General features: G+C 72.5%; 25 protein-coding genes. 14 read left to right on the top strand and 11 right to left on the bottom strand.

Annotated elements, in window-relative coordinates; translation table 11 throughout:
• The first annotated feature begins 405 nt into the window (after positions 1–405).
• From BMZ82_RS33950 to BMZ82_RS33940, 3 genes are all read left to right on the top strand, one after another.
• Positions 406–1,341, top strand: a complete 936-nt coding sequence (locus tag BMZ82_RS33950) for an MHYT domain-containing protein (protein WP_256252259.1) — start codon at positions 406–408, stop codon at positions 1,339–1,341.
• Positions 1,334–2,839, top strand: coding sequence for a metallophosphoesterase family protein (locus tag BMZ82_RS33945; protein ID WP_093781251.1), 1,506 nt, complete (start codon positions 1,334–1,336; stop codon positions 2,837–2,839). The genes BMZ82_RS33950 and BMZ82_RS33945 overlap by 8 nt, the downstream gene beginning before the upstream one ends.
• 99 nt (positions 2,840–2,938) lie before the next feature.
• Positions 2,939–3,967: an LLM class flavin-dependent oxidoreductase gene (locus BMZ82_RS33940; protein WP_093781276.1), complete on the top strand. Its 1,029-nt coding sequence runs from the start codon at positions 2,939–2,941 to the stop codon at positions 3,965–3,967.
• Between the two features lie 2 nt (positions 3,968–3,969).
• Here BMZ82_RS33940 and BMZ82_RS33935 read toward each other — a convergent pair whose 3' ends face one another.
• Entirely contained in the window at positions 3,970–4,953 is a 984-nt protein-coding gene (locus BMZ82_RS33935) for a TauD/TfdA dioxygenase family protein (RefSeq protein WP_093781250.1), read from the bottom strand.
• A 116-nt stretch (positions 4,954–5,069) separates the two neighbouring features.
• On the opposite strand from BMZ82_RS33935, the gene BMZ82_RS33930 reads away from it, so the two are divergent.
• The 4 genes from BMZ82_RS33930 to BMZ82_RS33915 all read left to right on the top strand — a co-directional run bounded on the left by BMZ82_RS33930 (position 5,070) and on the right by BMZ82_RS33915 (position 8,609).
• Positions 5,070–5,900, top strand: coding sequence for an aldo/keto reductase (locus BMZ82_RS33930; protein WP_093781249.1), 831 nt, complete (start codon positions 5,070–5,072; stop codon positions 5,898–5,900).
• Positions 5,901–6,024: 124 nt separating this feature from the next.
• Positions 6,025–7,587, top strand: coding sequence for an eCIS core domain-containing protein (locus BMZ82_RS42280; protein WP_256252258.1), 1,563 nt, complete (start codon positions 6,025–6,027; stop codon positions 7,585–7,587).
• A 65-nt stretch (positions 7,588–7,652) separates the two neighbouring features.
• Entirely contained in the window at positions 7,653–8,132 is a 480-nt protein-coding gene (locus BMZ82_RS33920) for a hypothetical protein (RefSeq protein WP_143098960.1), read from the top strand.
• A gap of 36 nt (positions 8,133–8,168) precedes the next feature.
• Positions 8,169–8,609 carry a cupin domain-containing protein gene (locus tag BMZ82_RS33915; RefSeq protein WP_093781247.1) on the top strand — a complete coding sequence of 147 codons (441 nt, stop codon included), beginning with the start codon at positions 8,169–8,171 and terminating at the stop codon, positions 8,607–8,609.
• Here the strand turns inward: BMZ82_RS33915 and BMZ82_RS33910 are convergent, their stop codons facing one another.
• The 4 genes from BMZ82_RS33910 to BMZ82_RS33895 all read right to left on the bottom strand — a co-directional run bounded on the left by BMZ82_RS33910 (position 8,610) and on the right by BMZ82_RS33895 (position 12,493).
• The gene (locus BMZ82_RS33910; RefSeq protein ID WP_093781246.1) at positions 8,610–10,952 is read right to left on the bottom strand and encodes an ATP-binding SpoIIE family protein phosphatase; all 2,343 of its coding nucleotides are present in this window, start codon (positions 10,950–10,952) and stop codon (positions 8,610–8,612) included.
• Between the two features lie 76 nt (positions 10,953–11,028).
• The gene (locus BMZ82_RS33905; RefSeq protein WP_093781245.1) at positions 11,029–11,496 is read right to left on the bottom strand and encodes a peroxiredoxin; all 468 of its coding nucleotides are present in this window, start codon (positions 11,494–11,496) and stop codon (positions 11,029–11,031) included.
• Positions 11,493–11,891, bottom strand: coding sequence for a DoxX family protein (locus tag BMZ82_RS33900; RefSeq protein WP_093781244.1), 399 nt, complete (start codon positions 11,889–11,891; stop codon positions 11,493–11,495). The genes BMZ82_RS33905 and BMZ82_RS33900 overlap by 4 nt, the downstream gene beginning before the upstream one ends.
• A gap of 83 nt (positions 11,892–11,974) precedes the next feature.
• Positions 11,975–12,493 carry a MarR family winged helix-turn-helix transcriptional regulator gene (locus tag BMZ82_RS33895; RefSeq protein ID WP_093781243.1) on the bottom strand — a complete coding sequence of 173 codons (519 nt, stop codon included), beginning with the start codon at positions 12,491–12,493 and terminating at the stop codon, positions 11,975–11,977.
• Positions 12,494–12,619: 126 nt separating this feature from the next.
• Here BMZ82_RS33895 and ligD point away from each other — a divergent pair, with 126 nt between their 5' ends.
• The 3 genes from ligD (at position 12,620) to hemC (ending at position 15,584) form a co-directional block, all read left to right on the top strand.
• On the top strand, positions 12,620–13,600 hold the full coding sequence (ligD, locus tag BMZ82_RS33890; protein WP_093781242.1) for a non-homologous end-joining DNA ligase: 981 nt from the start codon (positions 12,620–12,622) through the stop codon (positions 13,598–13,600).
• 179 nt (positions 13,601–13,779) lie between these two features.
• The gene (locus tag BMZ82_RS33885; protein WP_093781241.1) at positions 13,780–14,556 is read left to right on the top strand and encodes an NPP1 family protein; all 777 of its coding nucleotides are present in this window, start codon (positions 13,780–13,782) and stop codon (positions 14,554–14,556) included.
• A gap of 92 nt (positions 14,557–14,648) precedes the next feature.
• Entirely contained in the window at positions 14,649–15,584 is a 936-nt protein-coding gene (hemC, locus tag BMZ82_RS33880; RefSeq protein WP_093781240.1) for a hydroxymethylbilane synthase, read from the top strand.
• A gap of 34 nt (positions 15,585–15,618) precedes the next feature.
• On the opposite strand, the gene BMZ82_RS33875 is transcribed toward hemC, so the two are convergent.
• The 4 genes from BMZ82_RS33875 to BMZ82_RS33860 all read right to left on the bottom strand — a co-directional run bounded on the left by BMZ82_RS33875 (position 15,619) and on the right by BMZ82_RS33860 (position 18,512).
• Positions 15,619–16,140: a hypothetical protein gene (locus tag BMZ82_RS33875; protein ID WP_093781239.1), complete on the bottom strand. Its 522-nt coding sequence runs from the start codon at positions 16,138–16,140 to the stop codon at positions 15,619–15,621.
• 191 nt (positions 16,141–16,331) lie between these two features.
• Positions 16,332–17,219, bottom strand: a complete 888-nt coding sequence (locus BMZ82_RS33870) for an ABC transporter permease (protein WP_093781238.1) — start codon at positions 17,217–17,219, stop codon at positions 16,332–16,334.
• Complete coding sequence (locus BMZ82_RS33865) at positions 17,179–18,060, bottom strand: ABC transporter ATP-binding protein (RefSeq protein WP_093781237.1); 882 nt, start codon at positions 18,058–18,060, stop codon at positions 17,179–17,181. The genes BMZ82_RS33870 and BMZ82_RS33865 overlap by 41 nt, the downstream gene beginning before the upstream one ends.
• The gene (locus tag BMZ82_RS33860) at positions 18,057–18,512 is read right to left on the bottom strand and encodes a MarR family winged helix-turn-helix transcriptional regulator (RefSeq protein ID WP_093781236.1); all 456 of its coding nucleotides are present in this window, start codon (positions 18,510–18,512) and stop codon (positions 18,057–18,059) included. The genes BMZ82_RS33865 and BMZ82_RS33860 overlap by 4 nt, the downstream gene beginning before the upstream one ends.
• A gap of 296 nt (positions 18,513–18,808) precedes the next feature.
• Between BMZ82_RS33860 and BMZ82_RS33855 the strand changes: the two genes are divergently transcribed.
• The gene (locus BMZ82_RS33855; RefSeq protein ID WP_093781235.1) at positions 18,809–19,597 is read left to right on the top strand and encodes a SigB/SigF/SigG family RNA polymerase sigma factor; all 789 of its coding nucleotides are present in this window, start codon (positions 18,809–18,811) and stop codon (positions 19,595–19,597) included.
• 20 nt (positions 19,598–19,617) lie between these two features.
• Here the strand turns inward: BMZ82_RS33855 and BMZ82_RS33850 are convergent, their stop codons facing one another.
• Positions 19,618–19,953, bottom strand: a complete 336-nt coding sequence (locus BMZ82_RS33850; protein WP_093781234.1) for an ANTAR domain-containing protein — start codon at positions 19,951–19,953, stop codon at positions 19,618–19,620.
• Positions 19,954–20,059: 106 nt separating this feature from the next.
• Here BMZ82_RS33850 and BMZ82_RS33845 point away from each other — a divergent pair, with 106 nt between their 5' ends.
• Positions 20,060–20,875 carry a VOC family protein gene (locus BMZ82_RS33845; RefSeq protein WP_093781233.1) on the top strand — a complete coding sequence of 272 codons (816 nt, stop codon included), beginning with the start codon at positions 20,060–20,062 and terminating at the stop codon, positions 20,873–20,875.
• Positions 20,876–21,038: 163 nt separating this feature from the next.
• Here the strand turns inward: BMZ82_RS33845 and BMZ82_RS33840 are convergent, their stop codons facing one another.
• Positions 21,039–21,551, bottom strand: a complete 513-nt coding sequence (locus tag BMZ82_RS33840) for a pep a2 (protein WP_093781232.1) — start codon at positions 21,549–21,551, stop codon at positions 21,039–21,041.
• A gap of 296 nt (positions 21,552–21,847) precedes the next feature.
• Here BMZ82_RS33840 and BMZ82_RS33835 point away from each other — a divergent pair, with 296 nt between their 5' ends.
• Both BMZ82_RS33835 and BMZ82_RS33830 read left to right on the top strand, forming a co-directional pair.
• Positions 21,848–22,147 carry a DUF5133 domain-containing protein gene (locus tag BMZ82_RS33835; RefSeq protein WP_093781231.1) on the top strand — a complete coding sequence of 100 codons (300 nt, stop codon included), beginning with the start codon at positions 21,848–21,850 and terminating at the stop codon, positions 22,145–22,147.
• 77 nt (positions 22,148–22,224) lie between these two features.
• Positions 22,225–24,180 (top strand): alpha-1,4-glucan--maltose-1-phosphate maltosyltransferase, encoded by a 1,956-nt coding sequence (locus BMZ82_RS33830; protein ID WP_093781230.1) that lies wholly within the window; start codon positions 22,225–22,227, stop codon positions 24,178–24,180.
• Positions 24,181–24,325: the final 145 nt, after the last annotated feature.

Here is a 24,325-nt window from a genome sequence, read left to right as displayed (position 1 = left end):
GAGCGAGAGGTGTGGAGCCAACGTGCCGTTGGTGTGCGGCAGTTGGAAGGGAGAATGACAGGCTTGTCGGTTGCATGTCATTCAGACAGCGGCGCTTCGAGGGTTATCCCTCGGTGCCGGACGCACTCACGGCCCGCACCCCCGGCCCGACTGTGCGCGAGCTGTGCGTTCACTGTCCGGGCGGCCCCGGCCAGGTCCGGCGAGGGAGGACCGCGACCGCGGACGGTGGCCGAGACCGGTCGGCGAACACCGGTGGCGACAGCCGGAATTCGCCACGCTAAATACTCTTCCCGCATATGCCCGCAAGCGTCTCGCATGCAGACAGACAGGCGTCGCTTGCTTTTACCACCGCATTACACGTAGACCTTCCCCCACGAACAGCCATTACTCCGGGGGGAGTTGGGGATGCAGGGCACGATTGACGGGTTCCGGTACGGGGTGGTGACCCCGATCGCGGCGTTTGTGATGGCCTGCCTGGGAGGAGCGCTCGGGCTGCGCTGCATTGTGCGGACGCTGGTCAACACCGGGTCGTGGAAACCGGGTTGGCTGGCGCTGGGGGCCGCCTCGATCGGCTGCGGCATCTGGACGATGCACTTCATCGCCATGATCGGCTTCCAGGTGGAGGAGACCCGGATCGGCTACCACGTCGGCCTGACCGTGCTCAGCCTCGCCGTCGCGGTCGTGGTGGTCGGCGTCGGCGTGTTCATCGTGGGCTACCGGGGCGCGGGCCGCGGGTCGCTGTCGCTCGCGGGGATCGTCACCGGTCTCGGGGTCGCCGCCATGCACTACCTGGGCATGGCGGCGCTGCAACTCAACGGGGAGATCGAGTACGCCCCGCTCGCGGTCGGGGCGTCCGTGCTGATCGCGGTGGTCGCCGCGACGGCGGCGCTGTGGGCGGCCGTCACGATCCGCTCCTTCCTGACCAGCCTGGGCGCCAGCCTGGTGATGGGCGTCGCCGTGTCCGGGATGCACTACACGGCGATGGCGGCGGTCAGCGTCCATACGCACGGTGCGACGTCGTCGTGGGCCGGCGACACCCCGACCTCGCTCCTGCTGCCGATGCTGATCGGCCCGGTGATCTTCCTGCTGCTGGCCGGTGTGGTGGTGATGTTCGACCCGCTGCTCGTGCTCGGCGACGGCGAATGGAACCGCCCCGCCCGGACGGCCGGGGCCGACCCGGCGCGGGAGCCGGCCGGCCGGCCGGCCCGCCCGCCGCCGCCCGGTCGTGGAGCGAGCACTGAGGCGTCCGCGCCCTCCAGCCGCCGTCATGGCCGGTCATCGTGGCAGGTCACCCGCCCGGAGCCGCGCCGTGGACCGTTGCTACGGTGCACCGGTGTCTGACTCCTCACGCGATACCGCCACAGGCGCCGGCTGGGGCGCCGCCGACCCAGGCGCGTACCGACAGCTCATGCCGGGCCGGGTCGAGAAGATCTCGTGGCTGGATCCCCGGACGCTGTGGGCCGCCCGCAACGGCGCGCTGGCGTCCTGGTTCGGCGACCCGACGGGCCGTACGCGCGGCCGGTGGGTCGCGCAGCGCGCGGCGGCCGGCGCACCCGCCGACAAGGTGATCCGGCGGACGGACCCGGACACCTTCTCCTTCATGGTCATCGGCGACACCGGCGAGGGCGACGATCCCCAATACGCCGTCGTGCCAGGCTTTCTGAGGGTGAGTCAGGGCACGTCGTTCGCGGTCGTCGCCAGTGACGTCATCTACCCGGTCGGCAGTGCCGACGACTACGGCACCAAGTTCTTCCGCCCGTACCGCGACTACCAGGCCCCGATCTACGCGATACCGGGCAACCACGACTGGTACGAGGATCTCGGCGCGTTCATGCGGGTCTTCTGCGACGACGCCCCGCCCCTGCCCACCGAGCCCGCCCCACGCCCCCTGTCCCGGGCCTGGCTGCGCACCCTGCTGTGGCACCGACCGCACCCGACCGACGGCCAACACCTCGCCGACATGCGCGAGTTGAGGTCGGCTGCGGCCCAACAGGCCGTGCAGCCGGGGCCGTACTGGGCGATCGACACCGGGCCGGTGCGGATCATAGGCATCGACACCGGGCTGCTCGGCACTATCGACGCCGAACAGGGCGCATGGCTGCGCGAGGTGTCCCGCGGCCCCCGGCCGAAGATCCTCATCACCGGCTCGCCCCTGTACGTCGACGGCGAGCACCACCCGTGCCCCGTCGAAGGGGGCGGCACCGTCGACGACATCGTCAGCGCGCCCGAGCACCACTACGTGGCGGCCATCGGCGGCGACATCCACAACTACCAGCGCTACCCGGTGCGGCTGGCGGACGGTCGGACCCTGCAATACGTGGTCGCGGGCGGCGGGGGCGCTTTCATGCACGCCACGCACACCATCCCCCGGGTGTCCGTCGCCGGCGTCACCGAGGGGGACTTCCGCTGCTATCCGCTGCGCGGCGACTCCCTCGCCTTCTACAGCCGCCTGTACGGGCGGCGGCTGCGGCTGCGCCGCTTCTTCGCTCTTACGGAGGCCGAGGGCCAGGCGGTCGTCGCGGAGCGGCTGGGCATCGGGCCGACCCGGACGCCGGGCGCGGAGGTCCGGGTGACGCGGCGGCTGCGGCTGATCGCCGCCCTGCTGGGCACCGGGAGCCGCCCGGACCGCCGCAAGCGGCTGCGGCTGCCCGTGCGCACGATCTACACCCAGTTGTTCTCGCCGAGCTCGGCGACGTACAGCCCGCCGTTCTTCAAGTGCTTCCTGCGGCTGGACGTCACCCCGCAGGCGGTGCGGCTGCGCTGCTACGCGGCCACCGGCAACCTCGCGCAGGAGCTGAACCCGCCCGTCGAGGACGAGGTCACCATCCCGCTCACCTGAGACCGCCGCCTGCGACCGCCGCCTGCGACAATCGGCACAGAACAGGTAACCAGGGAACTGCCGTACGAACCGTACGCGCCGCGAACCATGGAGGAGTCCGTGCCGCCGACCTCACGCCCCCTGCGCAAGCTGGGCTTCCTCACCATCGGACTGTTCGACGGGGACGACCCGCGCCGGGGTCACGAGACCACCCTGGAGATCATCGAGCTGGGCGAGCGGCTCGGCTTCGACAGCGCGTGGGTGCGCCACCGCCATCTGCAGTACGGCATCTCCTCCCCCGTCGCCGTCCTGGCGGCGGCCTCGCAGCGCACCCGCCGTATCGAGCTCGGCACCGCGGTCATCCCGCTGGGCTGGGAGAACCCGCTGCGCCTCGCGGAGGACCTGGCGACGGTCGACCTCCTCTCCGGGGGCCGGCTCAACCCGGGGGTGAGCGTCGGCCCGCCGATGCACTACGACCAGGTGAAGGAGGCCCTGTACCCGGACACGTCCGGCGCGGAGGACTTCGGCTACGAGCGGGTGCGGCGGCTGCTGGACTTCGTACGCGGCAAGCCGGCCACGGACTTCAGCGGGGTCGAGGGCTTCGAGGTGTTCTCCGATCGCGTCCAGCCGCAGTCCCCCGGTCTCGGGCGCCGTCTGTGGTACGGCGGGGGCAGCCTCAACTCGACGCGGTGGGCCGGGGAGCACGGCATGAACTTCCTCACCAGCAGCGTCGTAAAAGCCGAAGGACCAGGCGCCACAAGGGACTTCGCCGAGATCCAGCTCTCCCACGTCCGCGCCTTCCGCGCCGCCCACCCCGACGGCGACGCCGCCCGCGTCTCACAGGGCCTCGTGGTCGTCCCCACCGACTCCGCCTCGCCCCAACAGCGCGCGAAATACGAGGAGTTCGCGGCGAAGCGGCTGCTCCGTACGCGGTCCCCGCAGGGTCCGGCCGGGCTGCTGTTCGCCCCGGACCTGGTGGGCACCTCGGCGGAGATCGCCGAACTCCTGCACGGCCACGCCGCGTTCCGCGAGATCGACGAGGTCGCCTTCGCGCTGCCGTTCACCTTCGAGCACGAGGACTACGTGCAGATCCTCACCGACATGGCGACGAAGCTGGGCCCGGCCCTGGGCTGGCAGCCGGGCGTCTGACCTCACCAGCGCCCGGGCGCGGTCCCCGTCACCGGCTCCGACGGCCTGCCGTCCACCCCGACCGGCACGTCACCGGTGAGCATCACCCGGTGCATGGTGCGCGGGAAGCCGAGGTGGGCGTTGTCGCTCGGGGCGAGGTGGATGGTGGCGCGATTGTCCCAGAAGGCCACGCTGCCCGGCTCCCAGCGGAAGCGGACCGTGTACTCGGGGCGGGTGGCCTCGGCGAGGAGCAGGTCCAGGATCGCCGCGCTCTCCGCCCGCGAGAGGTCGGTGATCTGCTCGACGTAGTAGCCGTTGACGTAGAGCACGCGCTCGCCCGTCTCGGGGTGGACGCGGACCAGCGGGTGCACCGAGGCGACCTGGTGGTCGAGGAGGTGGCGGGCGTACGCGTCGTCGCCGGGGCGCGGCTGGTAGCCGACGCCGAGCCGGTGCTCGGCGCGCAGCCCGGCCGCGAACTCCCGTACCGGCGTGGAGAGTCCGGCGTAGGCGGCGGCCAGGTTGGACCAGGTCGTGTCGCCGCCGTAGGGCGGCACTGTCTCGGCGCGCAGGATCGTCGCGGCGGGCGGGTCGACGCGGGCGCCGTGGTCGCAGTGCCAGCCGCGCAGCAGGGTGTGCCGGCGGCGGCGCAGCCACTCCTCGTGCGCCATGCCGAACTTCCCGCCCAACTCCAGCCGGTCGGCGGTCGTCTCGATCTCCGGGAAGTCCGGCGGGGAGGCGCTGCCGCGTTTGCGCAGCACGACGGGGTCGCCGAACCGGCGCGCGAACGCCACGTGCCCGGCGTGGTCGAGGCGCTGCCCGCGGAAGAACACCACCTTCCAGCGCAGCAGCGCCGCCCTGATCACGTCGACCTGGGCGGTGTCGAGGCCGGCGGCCAGGTCGACGCCCTCGATCTCGGCGCCGATGTGCCCGGCGACCGGTCTCACCACCACCCCTGCCGCCCGCGCGGCAGCCTCTTCCGAAGACAACGCCCGGCCCTCCGTCGTCATGCGCGCTCCGCTCGTCGTCACTCGTCCGACCCCACCCCTGCCCGGCTCTCCGGTTGATCAATCCGCCTCCTGTCCCCGAGGCTGGGAGGACGGCACAGTCGAGGGAAGGCCCGATCGTGATCAGCATCCCGGAGCACACGCTCAACGACGGCACGCGGTTCCCGGCCCTGGGCCTGGGCACCTGGCCGATGGACGACACGGAGGCGGAGGAGGCGGTGGCCGGGGCGCTCGCGCTGGGCTACCGGCTGCTCGACACGGCGACGAACTACCGCAACGAGAGCGGGGTCGGCCGTGGGGTGGCCCGCAGCGGGGTGGCGCGCGAGGAGATCGTGGTGACCACGAAGCTGCCCGGCCGCCATCACGGCTACGAGGAGACGCTCGCGTCCTTCGAGGAGTCCCGTCGGCGGCTCGGCCTGGAGTACGTGGACCTGTATCTGATCCACTGGCCGCTCCCCCGGGTCGGCAGGTTCGTCGACTCCTGGCGGGCCATGATCAAGCTCCGCGAGGAGGGTCTGATCCGCTCGATCGGCGTCTCCAACTTCACCGCCGAGCACATCGAGCGGCTGGAGCGGGAGACGGGCGTGCTGCCGTCCGTCAACCAGATCGAGCTGCACCCGCTCCTTCCGCAGGCGGAGCTGCGCGCCTTCCACGAGGCCAGGGGCGTCCGTACGGAGAGCTGGAGCCCGCTGGGGCGCGGCTCGGCGCTCCTGGACGACCCGGCCGTCGTCTCCGTCTCCGAGGCGCTCGGCGTGACTCCCGGCCAGGTCGTGCTGCGCTGGCACGTCCAGCTCGGCGCGGTCCCCATCCCGAAGTCGTCCAGCCCCGAGCGGCAGCGCGCCAACCTCGACGTCTTCGGCTTCGAGCTGGGCCCGGCGCAGATGGCGGTGATCGCCGAGCGGGCGCAGCAGCGGCTGGGCGGGGATCCCGAGGTGCACGAGGAGTTCTGAGCAGGGGGTGCGTCCCTCGCTCCTGTCCGTCGGGGCAGTGGAGTCTGCCCCTGCGTTCCTGTACGCGCCCGGCGGTCGGCCTGTATGCAGAGGTGTACCGTCTCGCCCGCTTGGAAGGCACCTCGTGCGCACACCGCAGCCCAGCAGGACTCCCGACGACTCGGCCCGTCGGGGACCGGCGACCCCGGCGAAGGCCGGAGGGCCGCTGCACCGGCTCCTCGCCCTTCAGCGCGCCGCGGGCAACGCCGCCGTCGTGCAGATGCTCCGCGAGGAAGGCCACCCCCTGGCCCCGGCGCAGGAGCGGCACGCGCACGGCCCGGGCTGCGGGCACCAGAGCGCCACCGGGGCCGGGGCCGCTCCGGTGCAGCGCTCGGCCGTCCACGAGGTGCTGCGCAGCGGCGGCCGGCCGTTGGACGACGCCACCCGCGGCGACATGGAGAGCCGCCTCGGCGCCGACTTCTCCGATGTCCGCGTGCACACGGACGCCGCGGCGAAGGCGTCCGCGTCCGAGATCGGCGCGCGGGCCTACACCTCGGGCAACCATGTCGTGCTCGGCGAGGGCGGGGGCGACAAGCACACCCTGGCGCACGAGTTGACCCATGTCATCCAGCAGCGCCAGGGGCCCGTGGCGGGCGCCGACAACGGTTCCGGGCTGCGGGTGTCGGATCCGTCGGACCGCTTCGAGCGGGAGGCGGAGGCCAACGCGACCCGCGTCATGCGCGCCCCGGCCCGTACGAGCGGGTCCGGGACCGGCGAGGACCTGGCCGCCCCGCAGTCGGGCACAGCACAGGCGGGGCCCGCGCAGCCGTTCGTGCAGCGGGTGCTGAACCAGACGGCGGTGCCGACCGCCAGCAGGCACGAGGCGGTGCAGGACGGCCAGGGCCGGGCCGTCAGGTCCGAGATGCTCAACGACGGTTCCCTGGTGGGCAGTACGCCGTCGCAGGATCCGCCCGGCTACGACTACATCCGCTCGCTGAAACTGACCAGTCAGTGGATCCGCTTCCACCTGGTCAACGAGAAGGCGGGCGGCCCGGGCACCGCGAACAACCTGGTGCCGGCGGCGCAGTCCGACAACCAGAATTATGAGAAGGGCATCGAGAAGGACCTCAAGAACGACGTGACGGCCGCCGCCGCGACGCCCGGCGCGTACGTCTACTTCGGCGTCCAGGTGCACTACAACAACGCGGCTCCCGCCCAGGGCAGCGCCAGCCAGCTCAACTCGGCCCACGCCTTCCCCTCCAGCCTCACCATCACGCACAAGCTGTACGACCCGGCCGCGGGCTGGCAGGCCGGAAAGCACAACGGCGCGACCTTCGCCTTCCAGGTGGCGCAGCCGGCGGACAGCCGGGTCGCCCAGGCGATCAGCGGCATCGACCTCGCCACGCTGCGGCAGTACACCGGCTTCCCGCCGAGCTCCAAGGTCTGGGACACCCCCGACCTCGACTTCCTGAAGAGCATCGCGACGGGCGGCGCCCGCCAGACGGAGTTCCAGGGGATCATGGCGAACTACGGGGGCACGGTGAGCGAGCGGATCCTCGCGGCGTTCTACGCGATCCCGTTCTCGCCGCCCCGGGCGGGCGGCCGCGCCGCGGCGAGCCAGGGCGCGACGAAGTTCGCCGAGCGGATCGGGAACGAGGCCGCGCTGGAGGTCCTCGCCAACAACATGGGCACCGGGATGCTGACCTGAGGGCGGGTCGGCCCCGTGGCCGCCGCCCGTACTGTTCGTGAAGCACCTCTCAGCAGGAGTCCCGGATGTCGAGTCTTTGGAATGCCAGGGTCGTGGAGATCGGCGGTGGGACCGTCGTCCTGCGCCTCACCGCGATCCACCCGGACGCCGGTGAGCCTGCGCGGAGCGCCGCGTTCGCCGTCCGGCTGCTCGCCGACGGTCTGGAGCGGGCGGCCGGCGCGGCCGAGCGGGCGAGCGCGCTCGACGCCCGGGCCGACGCCGGCACGGCCGGTGAGGTCGTCGCCCAGGTCGCGGTGACCGACCGCCGCAACCTGCCCTTCAGTGAGCGCGCGGCCAAGGAGCGCATCCACGCGGTGCTGCGCGAGCGCGGTCTCGACCCCGCCGACGCGGCCGCCTGGGACGCCGCCTTCCAGGCCGAGTGGCGTGCGCTGTGGCAGGACCCGTCCCGCGCCCCTCAGGCCACACTGACGGTCGAGGTGCGGGAGGCCGGGCTCCTGGAGGGCCTCGCGGGCGGAGACAACTGGGAGTCGGCCGCCTACGGTTGAACCTGAGGCGCGCCCCGCGTCCCCAGGAGGTCCCGTATGCGCACCGTGCTCCGTGCCGCCGCCCTCACCGGGGCGGCCGTCGCCGCCACCGCCCTGGTCGGCCCGCCGGCCGCCCACGCGACCCCGCCGGGTCCCGGGGTCACCGCCCGGCTGATCGCCCAGAAGACCGTCGGGGACACCGACTACACCCTGCGGGAGCTGACCGTGCCGCCCGGGCAGGGCACCGGCTGGCACTACCACGACGGGCCGCTGTACGCCGTCGTGAAGGCGGGCACCCTCAGCCACTTCGCGTCGACGTGCGCCTCCGACGGCGTCTATCCCCGGGGCAGCGTCGTCCAGGAACCGGCCGGTGCCGGCAACGTGCACATCGGCCGCAACCTGGGGGCCGTGCCGCTCGTCCTCGAGGTGCTGTACGTGCTGCCGCACGGCGCGCCGTTCTCCGAGGACGCGCCGAACCCGGGCTGCCCGTTCGAGTGATCACTCCGGTTCGAGGGTCTGCTCCGCCCAGATCGTCTTGCCCCGGTCCGTCTGCCGGCTGCCCCAGCGCTGGGTGAGCTGCGCGACGAGCAGCAGGCCGCGCCCGCCCTCGTCGGACTCGTGGGCGCGGCGCAGGTGCGGGGAGGTGGAACTGCCGTCGGAGACCTCGCAGATGAGGGTGCGGTCGCGGATCAGCCGGAGCTGGATGGGGGCCGCGCCGTAGCGGATGGCGTTGGTGACGAGTTCGCTGACGACGAGTTCCGTGACGAACGCGGCCTCCTCCAGCCCCCAGGCGGTGAGTTGCTCGGTGGCGGCCTGCCGGGTGGCGGCGACGTGGGCGGGGTCCGGGGTGACGTCCCAGGTGGCGACCTGGTCCGCGCCGAGCGCCCGGGTCCGGGCGAGCAGCAGGGCGACGTCGTCGCCGGGCTCCTCGGGCAGGACGGCCTTGAGGACGGTGTCGCAGAGGGCGTCGAGGGTGGCGGCGGGCGCGGTGAGGGCGTTGCACAGTTCGCCGGTGGCGCGGTCGACGTCGCGGTCGCGGCCCTCGATCAGGCCGTCGGTGTAGAGGGCGACGACGGATCCCTCGGGCAGTTCCAGTTCGACGGCCTCGAAGGGCAGTCCGCCGACGCCGAGCGGCGGTCCGGGGGTCATGGCGACGAGGCGTGCGGTGCCGTCGGGCAGGACGACGGCGGGGGCGGGGTGGCCGGCGGCGGCGAGGGTGAGGCGGCGGCTGACGGGGTCGTAGACGGCGTAGAGGCAGGTGGCGCCGAGCTCGGCGACGTCGTCGCCGCCGTCGTCGTAGGCCGCGAGGTGGGTGACGAGGTCGTCGAGGTGGGTGAGGAGTTCGTCGGGCGGCAGGTCCACGTCGGCGAGGGTGCGCACCGCCATGCAGAGCCGTCCCATGGTGGCCGAGGAGGGGATGCCGTGCCCGACGACGTCGCCGACGACGAGCGCGACCCGGCTGCCGGAGAGCGGGATGACGTCGAACCAGTCGCCGCCGATGCCGGCCGTGGAGCCGCTGGGCAGATAGCGGTGGGCGACCTCGACGGCCGCCTGTCCGGGCAGGCCGCGCGGCAGCAGGCTGTGCTGGAGGGCGAGGGCGGTGGTGCGTTCGCGGGCGAAGCGGCGGGCGTTGTCGATGCAGACGGCGGCCCGGCTGGCGAGTTCCTCGGCGAAGACGGCGTCGTCGGCCTCGTAGTCGTCGGGGTGGGCGACGCGGATGCCGACGGCGACGCCCAGGACGGTGCCGCGGGCCCGCAGCGGCACCGCGATCATCGTGTGCACGCCGTGCCGGTAGCGGCGGCCCTCGGGGGCGCTGGCGTCGCGCTCGGCGAACCAGCGCATGAAGTCCGGTTCGCCCGCCTGGCTGAGGATGGCCCGCCCTTCCCGCAGGGCGCGGGCGGGCGCGCTGTACGGCGGGTAGGCGTCGGTGTCGCCGAGGCGCACGCCCGCCTCGGGCGCGCCGTCGCGGACGGAGCCGTGGGCGACGCGGCGCAGCACGATCTCGCCGTCGGGCACGGGGGGCGGTTCGTCCGCGCCGAGGACCCAGTCGAGGAGGTCGACGCTGGCGAAGTCGGCGAACTGCGGCACGAGGATGCCGATGAGTTCCTCGGCGGTGCGCACCACGTCGAGGGTGGTGCCGATGGAGGCCGCCGCCTCGTTCAGGAGGGCGAGGCGCTGGCGGGCGAGGTACGACTCGGTGCTGTCGAAGGCGGCCAGGGCGACGCCGCTGACCTCGCCGGAGTCCTCGCGCACGGGCCACATCTCGATGCTCCAGGCGTGCTCCCGGTTGAGGGAGGGGGCGCCGGTGAAGCTCTCGTAGCGGACCGGGCGGCCGGTCTCGGTGACATGGCGCAGGTGCCAGTTGAAGCCCCGGCTGTGTTCGGCGTCCTCGACGGTCTCCGGGAAGGGGCGGCCGAGCAGGACGTCCTCGGAGACGCCCATGACCTTGCAGGCGACCTCGTTCAGGCGCAGATAGCGCTGCCGGGGATCGAAGACCGACATCGACATGGACGCCTGCTGGAAGGCGCGCCCGGCGAGGGTCTGCTCCGGGGGGCGGGGCCGCTCGGCGGTGAGGGTGTAGCCGGTGGGGCGGCCGTCGGGGCCCAGCAGCGGGCAGGCGGTGACGGTGAGGCGGACGGGGCTGCCGTCGCGGTGGCGTACCACGACCGGGCCCGTCCACGCGCCGTCGGCGCGCGGCGGGGGGTCCTCGGCGAGCAGGTCGGCCGCCGCCCGGCCCACGGCCTCCGTGGCCGGGTGGCCCGTCAGTAGACGAGCACCCTCGCTCCAGCCCGTCACGATGCCCCGGGCATCGACGACCGCCGCAGCGACGACATGCTCCATGTCGTACAGAATGGTCCCTTTGGTCCGGCGCATCAACCGCGGCGGGCCGTCCGTGGGTGAACGGCCCGCCGGGGTTTCAGGCGCGGTGGGCGCGCAGCGCGTCGAGGGCGCGGTCGGCGTGGGTGTTCATGCGCAGCTCGCTGCGGACGACCTCCAGGACGGTGCGGTCCTGGCCGATGACGTAGGTGACGCGCTTGGTGGGGGCCAGGGAGAAGCCGCGCTTGACGCCGAACCGTTCGCGCACCGCGCCGTCGGGGTCGGACAGCAGCGGCATGTCGAGCGTGTGCTTGCCGGCGAACTCCTGCTGGCGGTCGACGGAGTCCCCGCTGACGCCGACGGGCTGTGCGCCGACGGCGGCGAACTCGGCGGCCAGGTCACGGAAGTGGCAGGCCTCGGCGGTGCAGCCCGGGGTGAGGGCGGCGGGGTAGAAGAAGAGGACCACGGGTCCGGCGGCGAGCAGCTCCGTGAGGCTGCGCACGGTGCCGGTCTCGTCGGGCAGGGCGAAGTCCTCCACGAGGTCGCCGGTCTCCAGCGCCTTGGTCATGCCTGCCCCTTCACGGTCTGCGCGGCCTCGGCGCCGGCGGCGACGCCGCGGGCCCACATCACGAGGGGTATCTGCAGGGGAAGGCGGCCGACGGTGATGGCCCTGACCCGGGTGGAGCCGTGGCGGGCGTCCCACGCCATCTTGACGTTGGCGGGGAAGACGCCGACGAAGAACGCGGCCGTGGCCAGCGCGGCCGGCTTGCGGGTCCGCGGCAGCGCCACCGCGGCGGCCAGTGCCAGTTCGGCGACGCCGCTGGCGTACGTCCAGGTCCTGGGCGAGCCGGGCAGGGCGCTCGGGATGGTCGCGTCGAACGATTGCGGCTTGGCGAGATGCGCGATCCCGGCGGTGGCCAGCAGGCCCGCCAGCAACAGGGGTGAACGATCGGACCGGGACACGGTTCCTCCTCTGAAGATCAGGCGCCCGACATTACTGGAGGGTAGGCGGGGCCTGTGAGGCGGGGTGGGCTAGCGTCCGGGGGTCACGTGCCGGTAGGCGTCGGGGGTTGCTCGGGCTCCTCGTCGGCGGAGTGGGCGAGGAAGTCGTCGACCATGCGGTGGAAGAGGGTGGCGAGCCGGTTCAGCTCGTCCGGGGACCAGTCGGACAGCGCCAGTTGCATTCCCCGCGCGCCCGCGTCCCGCACCCGCTCGACGGCCGCGCGGCCGGTGTCGGTCAGCTCGATCCGCTGGGCCCGGCCGTCCTGCGGGTCGGGGACCCGGGTGACGTACCCGGACTTGTCGAGCTGCTGCACGGTGCGCGTCACATGGGAGGCCTCGACGCCCAGGCGCTGGGCCAGCTCCCCCGGCCGCAGCGGCTCGGACTCGGCGACCTGCCGCAGCAGGGCGACGGCGGCCCGGTCGAGGGGGACGCCGGCCAGCGCCATCAGCCGGTCGTGGCGGCGGGCGCGGGTGCTCAGATAGGTGATGCGCGTGAGGGCGCGCTCGATCTCGATCACTTCCTGAGAGGCGGCGGGGGGCTCGGGGAGCGGTTCGGTGGACATGTGCCGCACTTTACCATCTTGTTGCGTAACGCAAGTAATTTATGGCATCCCTACCGCACAGCGCCGTTCAGGCGAAACCGGCACGTCCGCCGCGTGCGCGGGAGCGGCCGGGTCCACAACTCCTGCGTGACCCTCCCGCTGATCGCCCCCATGCTCGCCACCCCGGGCACGCTGCCGCCCGCCACCCAGGACGCCCGCTGGGCCTACGAGACCAAGCAGGACGGACAGCGGGCCGTCGTGTACCTCGCCGGGGACGGCGGCATCGTCCTGCGCGCCCGCTCGGGCGAGGACATCACCGCCGCCTACCCCGAACTGCGGCCACTGGGCGAGGCGCTCGGCGGCACACCGGCGGTGCTGGACGGCGAGATCCTCGCCCTGGACGAACAGGGCCGGTCCGACTTCCAGTTGCTGCAGTCCCGGATGGGGCTGGTCCAGGCGCCGGGCCGGGCCGCGCGGCTGGCGGCGACGGCGCCCGTTCACCTGGTGCTGTTCGACGTGCTGCACCTCGCCGGGCGCTCCCTGCTCCCGCTCCCCTACCTGCGGCGCAGGTCCCGGCTGACGGAGCTGGCGCTGGACGGGCCGTGCTGGTCGACGCCCGGGGCGCTGGTCGGACACGGGCGCGAAGCCCTGGAGGCGACCCGCGCCCATGGCCTGGAGGGGCTGGTCTGCAAACGGCTGGACTCGCCGTACGAGCCGGGCGTGCGCTCCCGCGCCTGGATCAAGATCCGCAACATGCGGGTCGCGGACGTCCTGGTCGGCGGCTGGCTGCCCGGCAGGGGGCGGCTGGCCGGGCTGCCCGGCGCGGTGCTCGTCGGACAGCGGTCCGCGACCGGCCTGCGCTACGTCGGCGGGGTGGGCACCGGCTGGAGCGAGGCCGAGCGGACCGAACTCGCGGCGCTGCTGCGGGCCGCCGCGACCGACGTGTGCCCCTTCGACTCCGTGCCGAAGTCGGCGGGCGCGCACTGGGTCGTGCCCCGACTGGTCGGCGAGGTCCGCTACAGCACCCGCACCCGGGCGGGGCTGCTGCGTCAGCCGTCCTGGCTGCGGCTGCGGCCGGACCTGACGCCCGAGGAGTCGGCGGCCGATTTCCCGGACATTTCGCCCTGACCTCCCTTCAGCCGCCGAATATTGGGCTGCGCTTCACCACTGATACGCCTGCGACCCCTTGGCGCGGATGGGAAAACCGGGGAAGCTGAACTGCTTTTCCGCTCCCTGGTTAAGCTTTTGTTCAACTCCCCTTCCCCACACAGCCGTTCGGCTGCGCCCGCGACCCCGAGGAGGACGCAGTGTCGTCACCGAAGTTCAAGGCCCACCGCAGGAGGTGGCTGACCGGACTCGCCGGGGCCGCCGCGCTCGTCGTCGCCGTCCCGTCGGTCGCCTTCGCCGCCCCGCCGGCGGCGCTGCCGTCCAACGCCGAGGCCGCGGAGCTGACGTACCAGCCCGCGTTCGACTACGACACGGACGGCTGCTATCCGACCCCCGCCATCGGCCCCGACGGCACGATCAACGGCGGTCTGAAGCCCTCCGGTTCGCTCAGCGGCGAGTGCCACGACGCCTCCGACCTGGACAACACGAACACCTACTCGCGCTACAAGTGCAACAACGGCTGGTGCGCGTACATGTACGGCCTGTACTTCGAGAAGGACCAGGCGGTGGCCGGCAGCGGCATCGGCGGGCACCGCCATGACTGGGAGCACGTCGTGATCTGGGTGCAGAACGGCTCGGTGCAGTACGTCTCGACGTCCAACCACGGCTCGTTCACCGTGACCGCGGCCTCCGGCGTCCGCTTCGACGGCACGCACGCGAAGATCGTCTACCACAAGGACGGCATCGCCACGCACTGCTTCCGGCTCGGCAACCCCAACGACGAGCCGCCGGAGAACGCCAAGGGCACCTGGCAGTTCCCGCCGCTGGTCGGCTGGAACGGCTACCCGGCGGGGCTGCGCGACAAGCTCAGCGCGTACGACTTCGGCAGCGCCAACTTCGGCCTGAAGGACGCCAACTTCACCAGCCACCTCACGTCGGCCAAGCCGTCCGGGATCGCCTTCGACCCCGCCGCGTGAGCCCGGGCCGCCGTCCACGGCCGGTCCCTCCTCGGCCGTGGACGGCGGCGAACGGCGCGGCGCAGGGGGTGTGAGGGTTTATCGTTTTCCGCATGTCCGTTCCGGAACTGATCCGTATCGTCTCCCGCGACTCGCCCATGGCTCTGGCCCAAGTGGAGCGCGTGCGCGCGGAGTTGGCCGCCCTGTATCCCGGGGTGCGCACCGAGGTCGTCCCCGTGAAGACGACCGGCGACAAGTGGCTGGGCGACCTGTCCCAGGTCGAGGGGAAGGGCGCGTTCACCAAGGAGGTCGACGCGGCGCTGCTGGCCGGTGCGGCGGATCTCGCGGTGCACTGCGTCAAGGACGTGCCGGCCGACCGGCCGCTGCCCGCGGGCACGGTGTTCGCCGCGTTCCTGAAGCGGGACGACATCCGCGACGCGCTGGTCCACCCCGGCGGCCTGACGCTCGACGAGCTGCCCTCCGGTACCCGCATCGGCACCTCCTCGGTGCGCCGGGTCGCCCAGCTCGCCGCCACCCATCCCCATCTGGAGTGCGTGCCGTTCCGCGGCAACGCCAACCGGCGGCTGGAGAAGCTGGCGGCGGGCGAGGCGAACGCGCTGCTGCTCGCGGTCTCCGGTCTGGAGCGCATCGGCCGGCCCGACGTGATCAGCGAGGTGTTGTCGCCGGAGACGATGATGCCGCCGATCGGCGCGGGCATCCTCGCCCTGCAGTGCCGGGAGGGCGACAGCGACCTGATCGACGCGGTCAGCGGCCTCGGCGATCCGGCCACCCACCGGGAGGCCACGGCGGAGCGCATGTTCCTGCATGTCCTCCAGGGGCACTGCAACAGCCCCATCGCCGGGTACGCGCAGGTGGACCGCAGCGGTGAACTGTCCCTGCGGGCCTGCGTGTTCACCCCGGACGGCAAGGTGCGGCTGAACGCCCACGAGTGGGCGGGCCGCCTCGACCCGGCGACCCTCGGCACGTCCGTGGCGGTGGCGCTGCTGCGTCAGGGCGCGCGCGAGATCATCGACGGCATCCCGCACTGACGACGCCGTAGCCGGGCGGCTGGGGCGGCGCCGGTCAGGCGGTGCCCTCTTCGGCCTGGTCCCGCAGGAAGTTGCTGACCTGCCGGGCCAGGCTGTCGCGTACCGTGCCGGGCTGGGCGACGCCGGAGCCCTCGTGCAGCCCGATGCCGCCGGTCCACAGCCGGCGGTCGGCCCAGTCGTCGTCGACCCGCAATTGGATCTGGACGTCCACCTGGCTCAGCGCGGCCTCTGCGCCCGCCGCGTAGAGCACGGCGGTGACCCGGCGCAGCGGGTGGACGTCGAAGCCCTCGATGAACTGCGAGTTGCGCCAGTCGATGAACGCGCTCTCGCCGTCGGGCCCGAGCCGTACGTCGATCTGGCCGTCCTCGAGGTGGATCGTGGGCTGGAGGGTGCCGCGGTTCTCGACGGTGACCCGGAGGCAGAAGTACGTCAGCCCCTCGGCCGCGTCGTCGCGCCCCCGCGGCGGCTCGCTCGGTTCCAGGCGGTGGACGCGGACCCGCAGACCGGCATGCTCGTCGTACTCGTGCCAGTCCCCGACCACGTTCGGCTCGTACACAGTCCACCTCTCGACGTCTACCGGGGTGCTTCCTATCCGTGTGCCGATCGCACTGTCAAATGCGCGGAATGCGCTGTGGCCAGGGACTTCACCCCTTTTGATCGCTGATCAAGCCGTGCGCAGGGACGATCCGCCCTCGGCCGCAGAAAGGGCTTGCCGGGGCGTGCCGCACATCACGTCCCGGGGCAAGATCAGCGGGCCAGCCGGCCCAGCAGCGAGGACGCCGCGGTGATGCCGAGCCCGGCGGCCACGACCAGCACCCCGAAGTCGAGGGCGAGGTGCGCGGGCGTACCGAGGAGCAGCCCGCGCAGGGCGTCCACCTCGTAGCTCAGCGGGTTGCCCTTGCTGACGGCCTGGAGCCAGCCCGGCATGATGGCGACGGGGTAGAGGGCGTTGGAGCCGAAGAACAGCGGCATGGTGATCGCCTGGCCGATGCCCATGAGGCGGTCGCGGCTGAGGACGATGCCGGCGATGGTCATCGACAGGCAGGAGAAGAAGGCCGAGCCGAGGACGACGATCGCGGCGACGCCGAGCAGTCGGAGCGGGTTCCAGGTCAGGGCGACGCCGAGCAGGGCGGCGATGACGACCACCACGACCGCCTGGACCACCGACTTCACCCCGGCCGCGAACGCCTTGCCGGTGATGAGCGCGGAGCGCGGAGTGGGCGTGACGAGCAGCTTGTTGAGGACGCCGGCGTCGCGCTCCCAGATGATCTGGATGCCGTAGAAGATGGCGATGAACATCGCGGACTGGGCGATGATGCCGGGCGCCAGGTAGTCGACGTAGGGGATGCCGCCGGTCGGGATCGCCTTGATGCGGGTGAAGGTCTGGCCGAAGATCAGCAGCCACAGGGCGGGCTGGACGGCCCGGGTGTACAGCTCGGTGCGGTCGTGGCGCAGTTTCTGCAGTTCGACGGCGCACAGGGCGCCGATCCGGGCGGGCAGCAGCCGCCAGCCCTCGCGGGGGCGGGGTGGCCGCAGCAGGAGGTCGATGCCCTGCGCGCGGGCGGAGTCAGCAGGGTCAGTGGGGTCGGCGGGATCAGCCGACGCGCTGAGCGGTGCGGCGGGTGCTTCGGACATCGCGGAAATCTCCTGCCTGCTCGTCGAGGCCGCTGCCGGCGACCTCCCGGAAGACGTCCTCCAGGCTCGGCACCGGATCCGTGGCCGGCGCGCCCTCGGCACGTCGGCGCTCCCCGAGCCCCTGCCGGAGTTCGTCGGGGGTGCCGAGGGCGCGGATCCGGCCGCGGTGCATCAGGCCCACCCGGTGGCAGTACTGGTCGGCCTCGTCCATGGAGTGGGTGGTCACCAGGACCGTCATGCCGGTGGCCTCGCGGACGGCGGTGATGTGCTCCCAGACACCCGTTCGGGCGATCGGGTCGAGGCCGATCGTCGGCTCGTCGAGGATCAGCAGCCGGGGCGCGCTGACCAGGGCCTGGGCGAGTTCGAGGCGGCGGACCATGCCGCCGGAGTAGGTGCCGGCGAGCCGGTCGGCGGCGTCCGTGAGGCCGACGGCGGCCAGCGCCTGGCCGACGCGCGCGGCGCGCTCGCGCCGGGGCACGTCGAAGACGCGAGCGAACAGGGACACGTTCTCCCGGCCGGTCAGACCGGCGTCGGCGGACAGTTGCTGCGGGACGTAGCCGAGCAGCCGGCGTACGGCCATCCGGTCGCCGGCGGTGTCGTGGCCGAAGACGCGGACCATGCCGGACGGGACCGGCAGCAGGGTGGTGATGCAGCGCAGGGCGGTGGTCTTGCCGGCCCCGTTGGGCCCGAGCAGGCCGAAGACCTCGCCCTCCTTGACGGTCAGGTCGAGCCCGTCGACGGCCCGGGTGTCGCCGAAGGCGTAGCCGAGCCCGGTGCAGGCGACGGCGGCCGTGGCCTCGGCCGTGCCGGTGTCGGCATAGGTGGCGGTGTCGGTCGTCATGACTCCTCGGCCTCCTCGTGCAGGGTGACGGCGAGCGCGCGCAGGGCGGGCAGCGCCGCGTGCAGGGCCTGGCGGTCGGCGGCGTCGAGGCGGGCGACCTGCCGGGCGACGAGCGCGGCGCGCCGCTCCTGCCATGCCCGCAGCCGTGCCTCGGCCGCGTCGGTGAGCAGCAGGCGCGCGGCGCGCCGGTCGGCGGGGTCGGTCTCCCGCACCAGATAGCCGTCCTTGACGAGCTTGTTGACGAGGGTCGAGACGGAGTTGCCCGCGAGGCACAGCTCCTTGGCCGCGTCCGACACACCGATGCCGGGCCGCCCCCCGACGAGGCGCAGCAGCTCGACCTCGGCGCCGCGCAGCCGCGGCACGGTCAGACCGGCCCGCAGCCGCCGCCTCAGCAGCCGCTGGACGCCGACGAGCGCGTCGGCGAGCTCTTCCGGGAACGTCTCTTCGTCCACACCTCCGAGATTACCTCTGCATCAGAGATATCCACCCCAAGGGAAAGTCAAGCGCGACAAGGGACAGCGCACCATGGGACATGGGACGGCGCGACGCGGGACAAGAGGTAATAAACGGGGGCAAATTCGTTTCGGGGTGGCCGGCCGGGGGCATCTGCACGGCAGTGCTTCGGACCGGAGGCACGTCCGTGGGACCCGCCGCGCGGCCGGCCCCGGGTGTTGTGCGAACCGTCCCAGTGAGCGCCTCCCACGGTGTCCGCCCATTCATCGGCACCCTCCCGAGGGAGGCGCGCGTGATGCACAGCACCGTCCGCACCCAGCAGCACCCCCATGACGACGCCCCGGACACCGCCGAGACCTTCGTACGGTTCGCCGCGCTGCCCGACGGGCCGCAGCGCCAGGCGCTCAAGGACGAGCTGGTCCGGCTCTGGCTGCCGATGGCCGAGCGGATCGCGGTCCGCTTCCGGGGGCGCGGCGAGGCCCTCGAGGATCTGTACCAGGTGGCGGCGCTGGGGCTGGTCAAGGCCGTCGACCACTACGATCCGGAGCGCGGCCGGGCCTTCGAGGCGTACGCGGTGCCGACGATCACGGGTGAGATCAAGCGCCACTTCCGCGACCACATGTGGACGCTGCACGTGCCGCGCCGGGTGCAGGATCTGCGCAACCGGGTGCGGCACGCGGCGAAGGAGCTGTCGCAGACGCCTGCGGACCGGCCCCCGACCGTCGCCGAGATCGCCGCGTACGCGCAGCTCAGCGAGGACGAGGTGCGCGCCGGCGCGGAGGCTCTGGAGTGCTTCTCGGCGCTGTCGCTGGAGGCCGAGCTGCCCGGCACGGACGGCTACGCGCTGGAGGACGCCCTCGGGGACACCGATCCCGGCTACGACACCGTCGTCGACCGGGTGGCCGTGGCGCCCTGTCTGCGGGCGTTGCCGGAGCGCGAGCGGACCATCCTGTACCTGCGGTTCTTCGCGGGCATGACACAGAGCCGGATCGCGGAGCAGTTGGGCATCTCGCAGATGCACGTCTCGCGGCTGCTCAGCGGCTGCTTCGCGCGGCTGCGCGAGGAGATCGCCGCCGAGGCCTGACGGCGGTCGGCGGTCGGCGTTCACTCCAGCGGGGGTGCGCCGGGGATCTGGAGCGGGCCGTGCCGGTCGAGGAGGTCCTCGAGTTCCGCGCGGATCTCGTCGGGCAGGTCTCCGGTGCGTCCCCAGACGAGGATCAGGTCGGCCACGCTGCGCAGTCTGATGTTCGTGTGCTGGGAGGCCTCGCGCAGCACGACCCAGCCCTCGTCGGGCGACATCCGCCCGAGCGCGACGACCACGCCGATCGCCTGGTCCACCACCGCGTGGGCGGCGATCGCCTCTTTGAGCTGGGCGTTCTCCGCTTCGAGTGCGAAGATCCGAGCCGTTTCGGCATCGGGCCCGCGCGGTACTCGTGCCATCTCTCCATCGTGCCACCGGGTCACTCGGCAGGCGCTCGGGGCGGTTACGGCCGGACACTGGGGAAAGGCCCCGCCCGTCGGCCGAGAGAGCAGGAACGCGAGTGCCATGAACCACCACCCGTCATCCGCCCGTGCGAGAAGGTCCCTGTCCGCGCACTCCCTGTCCACGGACTCCGTGTTCGGCGCGCCCTGCTGGGTGAGCCTGACCAGCCGCGACCTGGAGGCGACGCAGGAGTTCTACGGGGCCGTGCTCGGCTGGGAGTGGCGGCGCGGGGTGCTCGGCGAGCACTTCCGTACGGCGCTGGTCGGGAACGTGCCGGTCGCGGGGGTGGCCGCCGTGGCCTCGATGTGGCAGATGGCGGTGGCGTGGACGCCGTACTTCGCGGTGGCCGACGCGGACGAGGCGGCGTCGCGGGCCCGGGAGCGGGGCGGGACGGTGGCCGTCGGGCCGATCTCGCTGCCGCCGGGCCGGGCGGCGCTGCTGGCCGACCGGGACGGCGCGACGTTCGGCATCTGGGAGGGGGAGCTGATCGGCAACTGGGAGGCCTGGCGGCAGGCGGCGCCCGCCTTCATCAAGCTGCACACGCGCGACGCCTTCGACTCCGCCATCTTCTACGGCGAACTCCTGGAGTGGGCCACGGACCGGCCCGGCGGCGTCGAGGTCCGCTACGAGGGCGGCGAGGTCGTGCTGCGCAGCCGGGGCGACGTGGTGGCCCGGATCGAGTCGGGCGCGCTGGAGGCGGCGCCGGATCCCACGATCCGTCCGCACTGGCAGGTCCACTTCGCCGTCGCGGACGTGGCGGCCTGCGCACGGGCGGCCGAGAAGCACGGCGGCAGCGTACTGGTGGAGTCCGCCCACGAGGCGGTGCTACGGGATCAGGACGGCGCCCAGTTCACGGTGACCTCGCACGACGAACGCTGAACCACCGCAGGCGCCGGCAGAAGTCGGCGAGGCCGCGCTGTTCGTCGGTCAACCGCCAGTTCGTCCAGGGGACTTCGCTGTGCTGAAGTCGAAGCGGACGGCCAGGGGTGCCCGCTCCAGGCGGACACCCCTGCACCGCGGTACGGCCGGTTCGGCCGTAAGGTCACCGGGTGGCCGCCAGGACGCCGCGCTCCTCGCCCGCCGGGGCGGCCAGGGCAGCCGCCGGCAGGGCGCGGGGCACCTGGCACCCTTCGCGCAGGGTGGGCGCCGGCCCGAGGTGCACGCGGGGGACGCGCTCGCCGGCGCGGGCCCGCTGGGAGAACCAGACGACCTTGCTGCCGGTGGCGGTGGTGCAGCAGCCCCAGCCGTCGCTCATCACGGCGATGCGCTCCAGGCAGGCGCGCAGGTCGTGGTCGGGGCGCAGATCGCGGTCGTCGCCGCCGATCGCGGTGATCAGATGCTGGCCGTTCCACCACATCTCGATCGACGTGTGCTTGTCCGTCGCGTGTTCGTCGATGGCCTTCAGCAGCATCTCGACGCCCCGGCAGACGGGCTCGACGAGCGGGTCGAGGTCCCAGTGGTTCAGATGAGCGGCCAGGATGCGCCTGACCTGTCCGACGCGATCCGGACTGACGTCCACGTCGAGGTGGTAGTAGCAGGGGACTGCTGTCTTCATCGTCGTTGGCTCCTCACCGGCGAGGCTGCGCTCATCCTCGGCCCGACGGACCGAGTTCCCCGATACGAAGCGTGAGCGGTAATCGCTTCTGAGTCACAACCACAGTGCGGCTGCTACGCCATTCGTGCAACACGAGCACACCACAACCAAGATCCAACAGGACGTTGGGTGATGCGCCGTGCACCATAAGTGAAGGCCACGGGAGGTTGGACGCATTCGCGCCTCTGCGGAAAGGGCCGGCCCGCTCGTTTCGCCGAGCGGCGTACCTCTTGGACTCCCGGAAGGTGACCAGCGCGATGCTGCAACCAGCGAAGACCGAAGTCGCCAAAGCCCTGGGCAGTTACCGGTCCTGGGAGCGGGCGATGCTCGCGCGCCCGGGCGACCGCACGGTGCGGGCCGCGTTCGAGGACTGCGGGTACACCCTGTGCGTGCTGCTGGGCAAGCGCTGCGCGCGCGAGGCCGCGGACGCCGCCGAACAGTATCTGCGGGCCGCCGGGGACCCCCGTCAACGCGAGCGCAGGGGGCCGATCCGGCGTACGGGCGTCGCACGGTTGTCCGTGACGCGGTCCCTCCCCCTGCTTCCGGCGGAGATGTAGCGCTACGGCGCGGTGCGGCAGTCAGGCCGCCCAACACCGGGCGGGCGAAGCCAGTTTCAGCAAACGGAGGTGCAGAGGTGAAGTCCACCAGGGCGATCGGCCGTATTCCGGTACGGGACGTCGAACCGCGCGTGGAGTGCGGCAGGCGGCCGGCGAAAGCCGTGACCGGGGAGACGGTGCGGATCTCCGCGACGGTGTTTCGCGAGGGCCACGACGCCATCGGCGCCAACGTGGTCCTCAAGAGCCCGGACGGCGGCCGCGGCCCGTGGACACCGATGCGCGAACTCGCCCCGGGCAGCGACCGCTGGGGCGCCGAGGTGACGTTGGAGGCCATGGGCCGCTGGACCTACACGGTGGAGGCCTGGAGCGACCCGGTCGCCACCTGGCGGCGGCACGCGGAGATCAAGATCCCGGCGGGCATCGACACGGGTCTGGTCCTGGAGGAGGGCGGCCGGCTCTTCGAACGGGCGGCGGCCCGCGCCCCGCGCGGCCCGGAGCGCACCCTGCTGCGGGACGCGTCGAAGCGGCTGCTCGACGACGCCCTCCCGGTGGCCGAGCGCTACGCGGCGGCGCTGACCCCGGAGGTCGAAGCCGTCCTCGCCCGCCATCCGCTGCGCGAACTGGTCACCGCCGCCGAACCGATGCCCCTGCTGGTCGAGCGGCAACGCGCCCTGTACGGCGCGTGGTACGAGTTCTTCCCGCGCTCGGAGGGCACCCCGGAGCGTCCGCACGGCACCTTCCGCACCGCCGCGCGCAGACTGCCCGCCATCGCCGCGATGGGCTTCGACGTCGTCTACCTCCCGCCGATCCACCCCATCGGTACGACGTTCCGCAAGGGCCGCAACAACACGTTGAACGCAGGGCCAAACGACGTGGGCGTGCCGTGGGCGATCGGCTCACCGGAGGGCGGTCACGACGCCGTCCACCCCGACCTCGGCACGATCGAGGACTTCGCCTGGTTCGTGCAGGAGGCGCGGGAGCACGGGCTGGAGGTCGCTCTCGACTTCGCCCTCCAGTGCTCGCCCGACCACCCCTGGGTGCACAAGCACTCCGAGTGGTTCCAGCACCGGCCCGACGGGACGATCGCGTACGCGGAGAACCCGCCGAAGAAGTACCAGGACATCTTTCCCGTCGCCTTCGACGCCGACATGAAGGGGCTGGTCTCCGAGACCCAGCGCGTCCTGCGGCACTGGATGGCGCACGGGGTGCGGATCTTCCGCGTCGACAACCCGCACACCAAGCCCGTGGTGTTCTGGGAGCGGGTCATCGGGGAGATCAACCGCACCGACCCCGACGTGATCTTCCTGGCCGAGGCGTTCACCCGCCCCGCGATGATGCACACCCTCGCCCAGGTCGGCTTCCAGCAGTCGTACACCTACTTCACCTGGCGCACCACCAAGGAAGAGCTGACCGACTACCTCACCGAACTGTCGGGCGAGTCCGCCTCGTACATGCGGCCCAACCTCTTCCCCAACACGCCGGACATCCTGCACGCCTACCTCCAGCACGGCGGCCGTCCCGCCTTCGAGGTCCGCGCCGTGCTCGCCGCCACCCTCTCCCCCGCCTGGGGCATCTACAGCGGCTACGAACTCTGCGAGAACACCCCGCAGAAGGAAGGCGGCGAGGAGTACCTCGACTCGGAGAAGTACCAGCTCAAAGCCCGTGACTGGGCGGCGGCCGAGCGGGACGGCCGCACGATCGCCCCGCTGATCACGAAGCTCAACGAGATCCGGCGGGCGAACCCGGCCCTGCACTGGCTGCGGAACCTCCGTTTCCACGGCACGGACAACCCCTCCGTCATCGCGTACAGCAAGCGCGCGGGGTCGAACACGGTGGTGGTGGTCGTCAACCTCGACCCCCACCACACCCAGGAGGCGACGGTGTCGTTGGACATGCCGCAACTCGGCCTGGACCACGGCGCGTCCCTGACCGTGCACGACGAACTGACGGGCGAGACATACGCCTGGGGCAGCGCGAACTACGTGCGCCTGGAGCCCGGCCGGACGCCTGCCCACGTGTTCCACGTCCGGTGACCCGCACCTCCGATCGGAGGCTCCCGACCGCCATGACCGTCAACTCACCTGTTCCGGACACCTTCGAGGACACCCCCGCCAAGGACCGCGACCCGGAGTGGTTCAAACGCGCCGTGTTCTACGAAGTCCTCGTCCGCTCCTTCCA

The organism is Streptomyces sp. yr375 (assembly GCF_900110755.1).
Classification (GTDB): domain Bacteria; phylum Actinomycetota; class Actinomycetes; order Streptomycetales; family Streptomycetaceae; genus Streptomyces.
Note: the sequence above shows the minus strand (reverse complement) of the source record. Positions and strands in the feature narration are given on the sequence as shown.

What these genes read in the sequence shown, in the direction of transcription:
- BMZ82_RS33950 (WP_256252259.1), top strand. Translation starts at nt 406, where the DNA reads ATGCAGGGCACGATTGACGGGTTCCGGTACGGGGTGGTGACCCCGATC.
- BMZ82_RS33935 (WP_093781250.1), bottom strand. Translation starts at nt 4,953, where the DNA reads ATGACGACGGAGGGCCGGGCGTTGTCTTCGGAAGAGGCTGCCGCGCGG.
- BMZ82_RS33920 (WP_143098960.1), top strand. Translation starts at nt 7,653, where the DNA reads ATGTCGAGTCTTTGGAATGCCAGGGTCGTGGAGATCGGCGGTGGGACC.
- BMZ82_RS33915 (WP_093781247.1), top strand. Translation starts at nt 8,169, where the DNA reads ATGCGCACCGTGCTCCGTGCCGCCGCCCTCACCGGGGCGGCCGTCGCC.
- BMZ82_RS33910 (WP_093781246.1), bottom strand. Translation starts at nt 10,952, where the DNA reads ATGGAGCATGTCGTCGCTGCGGCGGTCGTCGATGCCCGGGGCATCGTG.
- BMZ82_RS33905 (WP_093781245.1), bottom strand. Translation starts at nt 11,496, where the DNA reads ATGACCAAGGCGCTGGAGACCGGCGACCTCGTGGAGGACTTCGCCCTG.
- BMZ82_RS33895 (WP_093781243.1), bottom strand. Translation starts at nt 12,493, where the DNA reads ATGTCCACCGAACCGCTCCCCGAGCCCCCCGCCGCCTCTCAGGAAGTG.
- hemC (WP_093781240.1), top strand. Translation starts at nt 14,649, where the DNA reads ATGTCCGTTCCGGAACTGATCCGTATCGTCTCCCGCGACTCGCCCATG.
- BMZ82_RS33870 (WP_093781238.1), bottom strand. Translation starts at nt 17,219, where the DNA reads ATGTCCGAAGCACCCGCCGCACCGCTCAGCGCGTCGGCTGATCCCGCC.
- BMZ82_RS33865 (WP_093781237.1), bottom strand. Translation starts at nt 18,060, where the DNA reads ATGACGACCGACACCGCCACCTATGCCGACACCGGCACGGCCGAGGCC.
- BMZ82_RS33855 (WP_093781235.1), top strand. Translation starts at nt 18,809, where the DNA reads ATGCACAGCACCGTCCGCACCCAGCAGCACCCCCATGACGACGCCCCG.
- BMZ82_RS33850 (WP_093781234.1), bottom strand. Translation starts at nt 19,953, where the DNA reads ATGGCACGAGTACCGCGCGGGCCCGATGCCGAAACGGCTCGGATCTTC.
- BMZ82_RS33845 (WP_093781233.1), top strand. Translation starts at nt 20,060, where the DNA reads ATGAACCACCACCCGTCATCCGCCCGTGCGAGAAGGTCCCTGTCCGCG.
- BMZ82_RS33840 (WP_093781232.1), bottom strand. Translation starts at nt 21,551, where the DNA reads ATGAAGACAGCAGTCCCCTGCTACTACCACCTCGACGTGGACGTCAGT.
- BMZ82_RS33835 (WP_093781231.1), top strand. Translation starts at nt 21,848, where the DNA reads ATGCTGCAACCAGCGAAGACCGAAGTCGCCAAAGCCCTGGGCAGTTAC.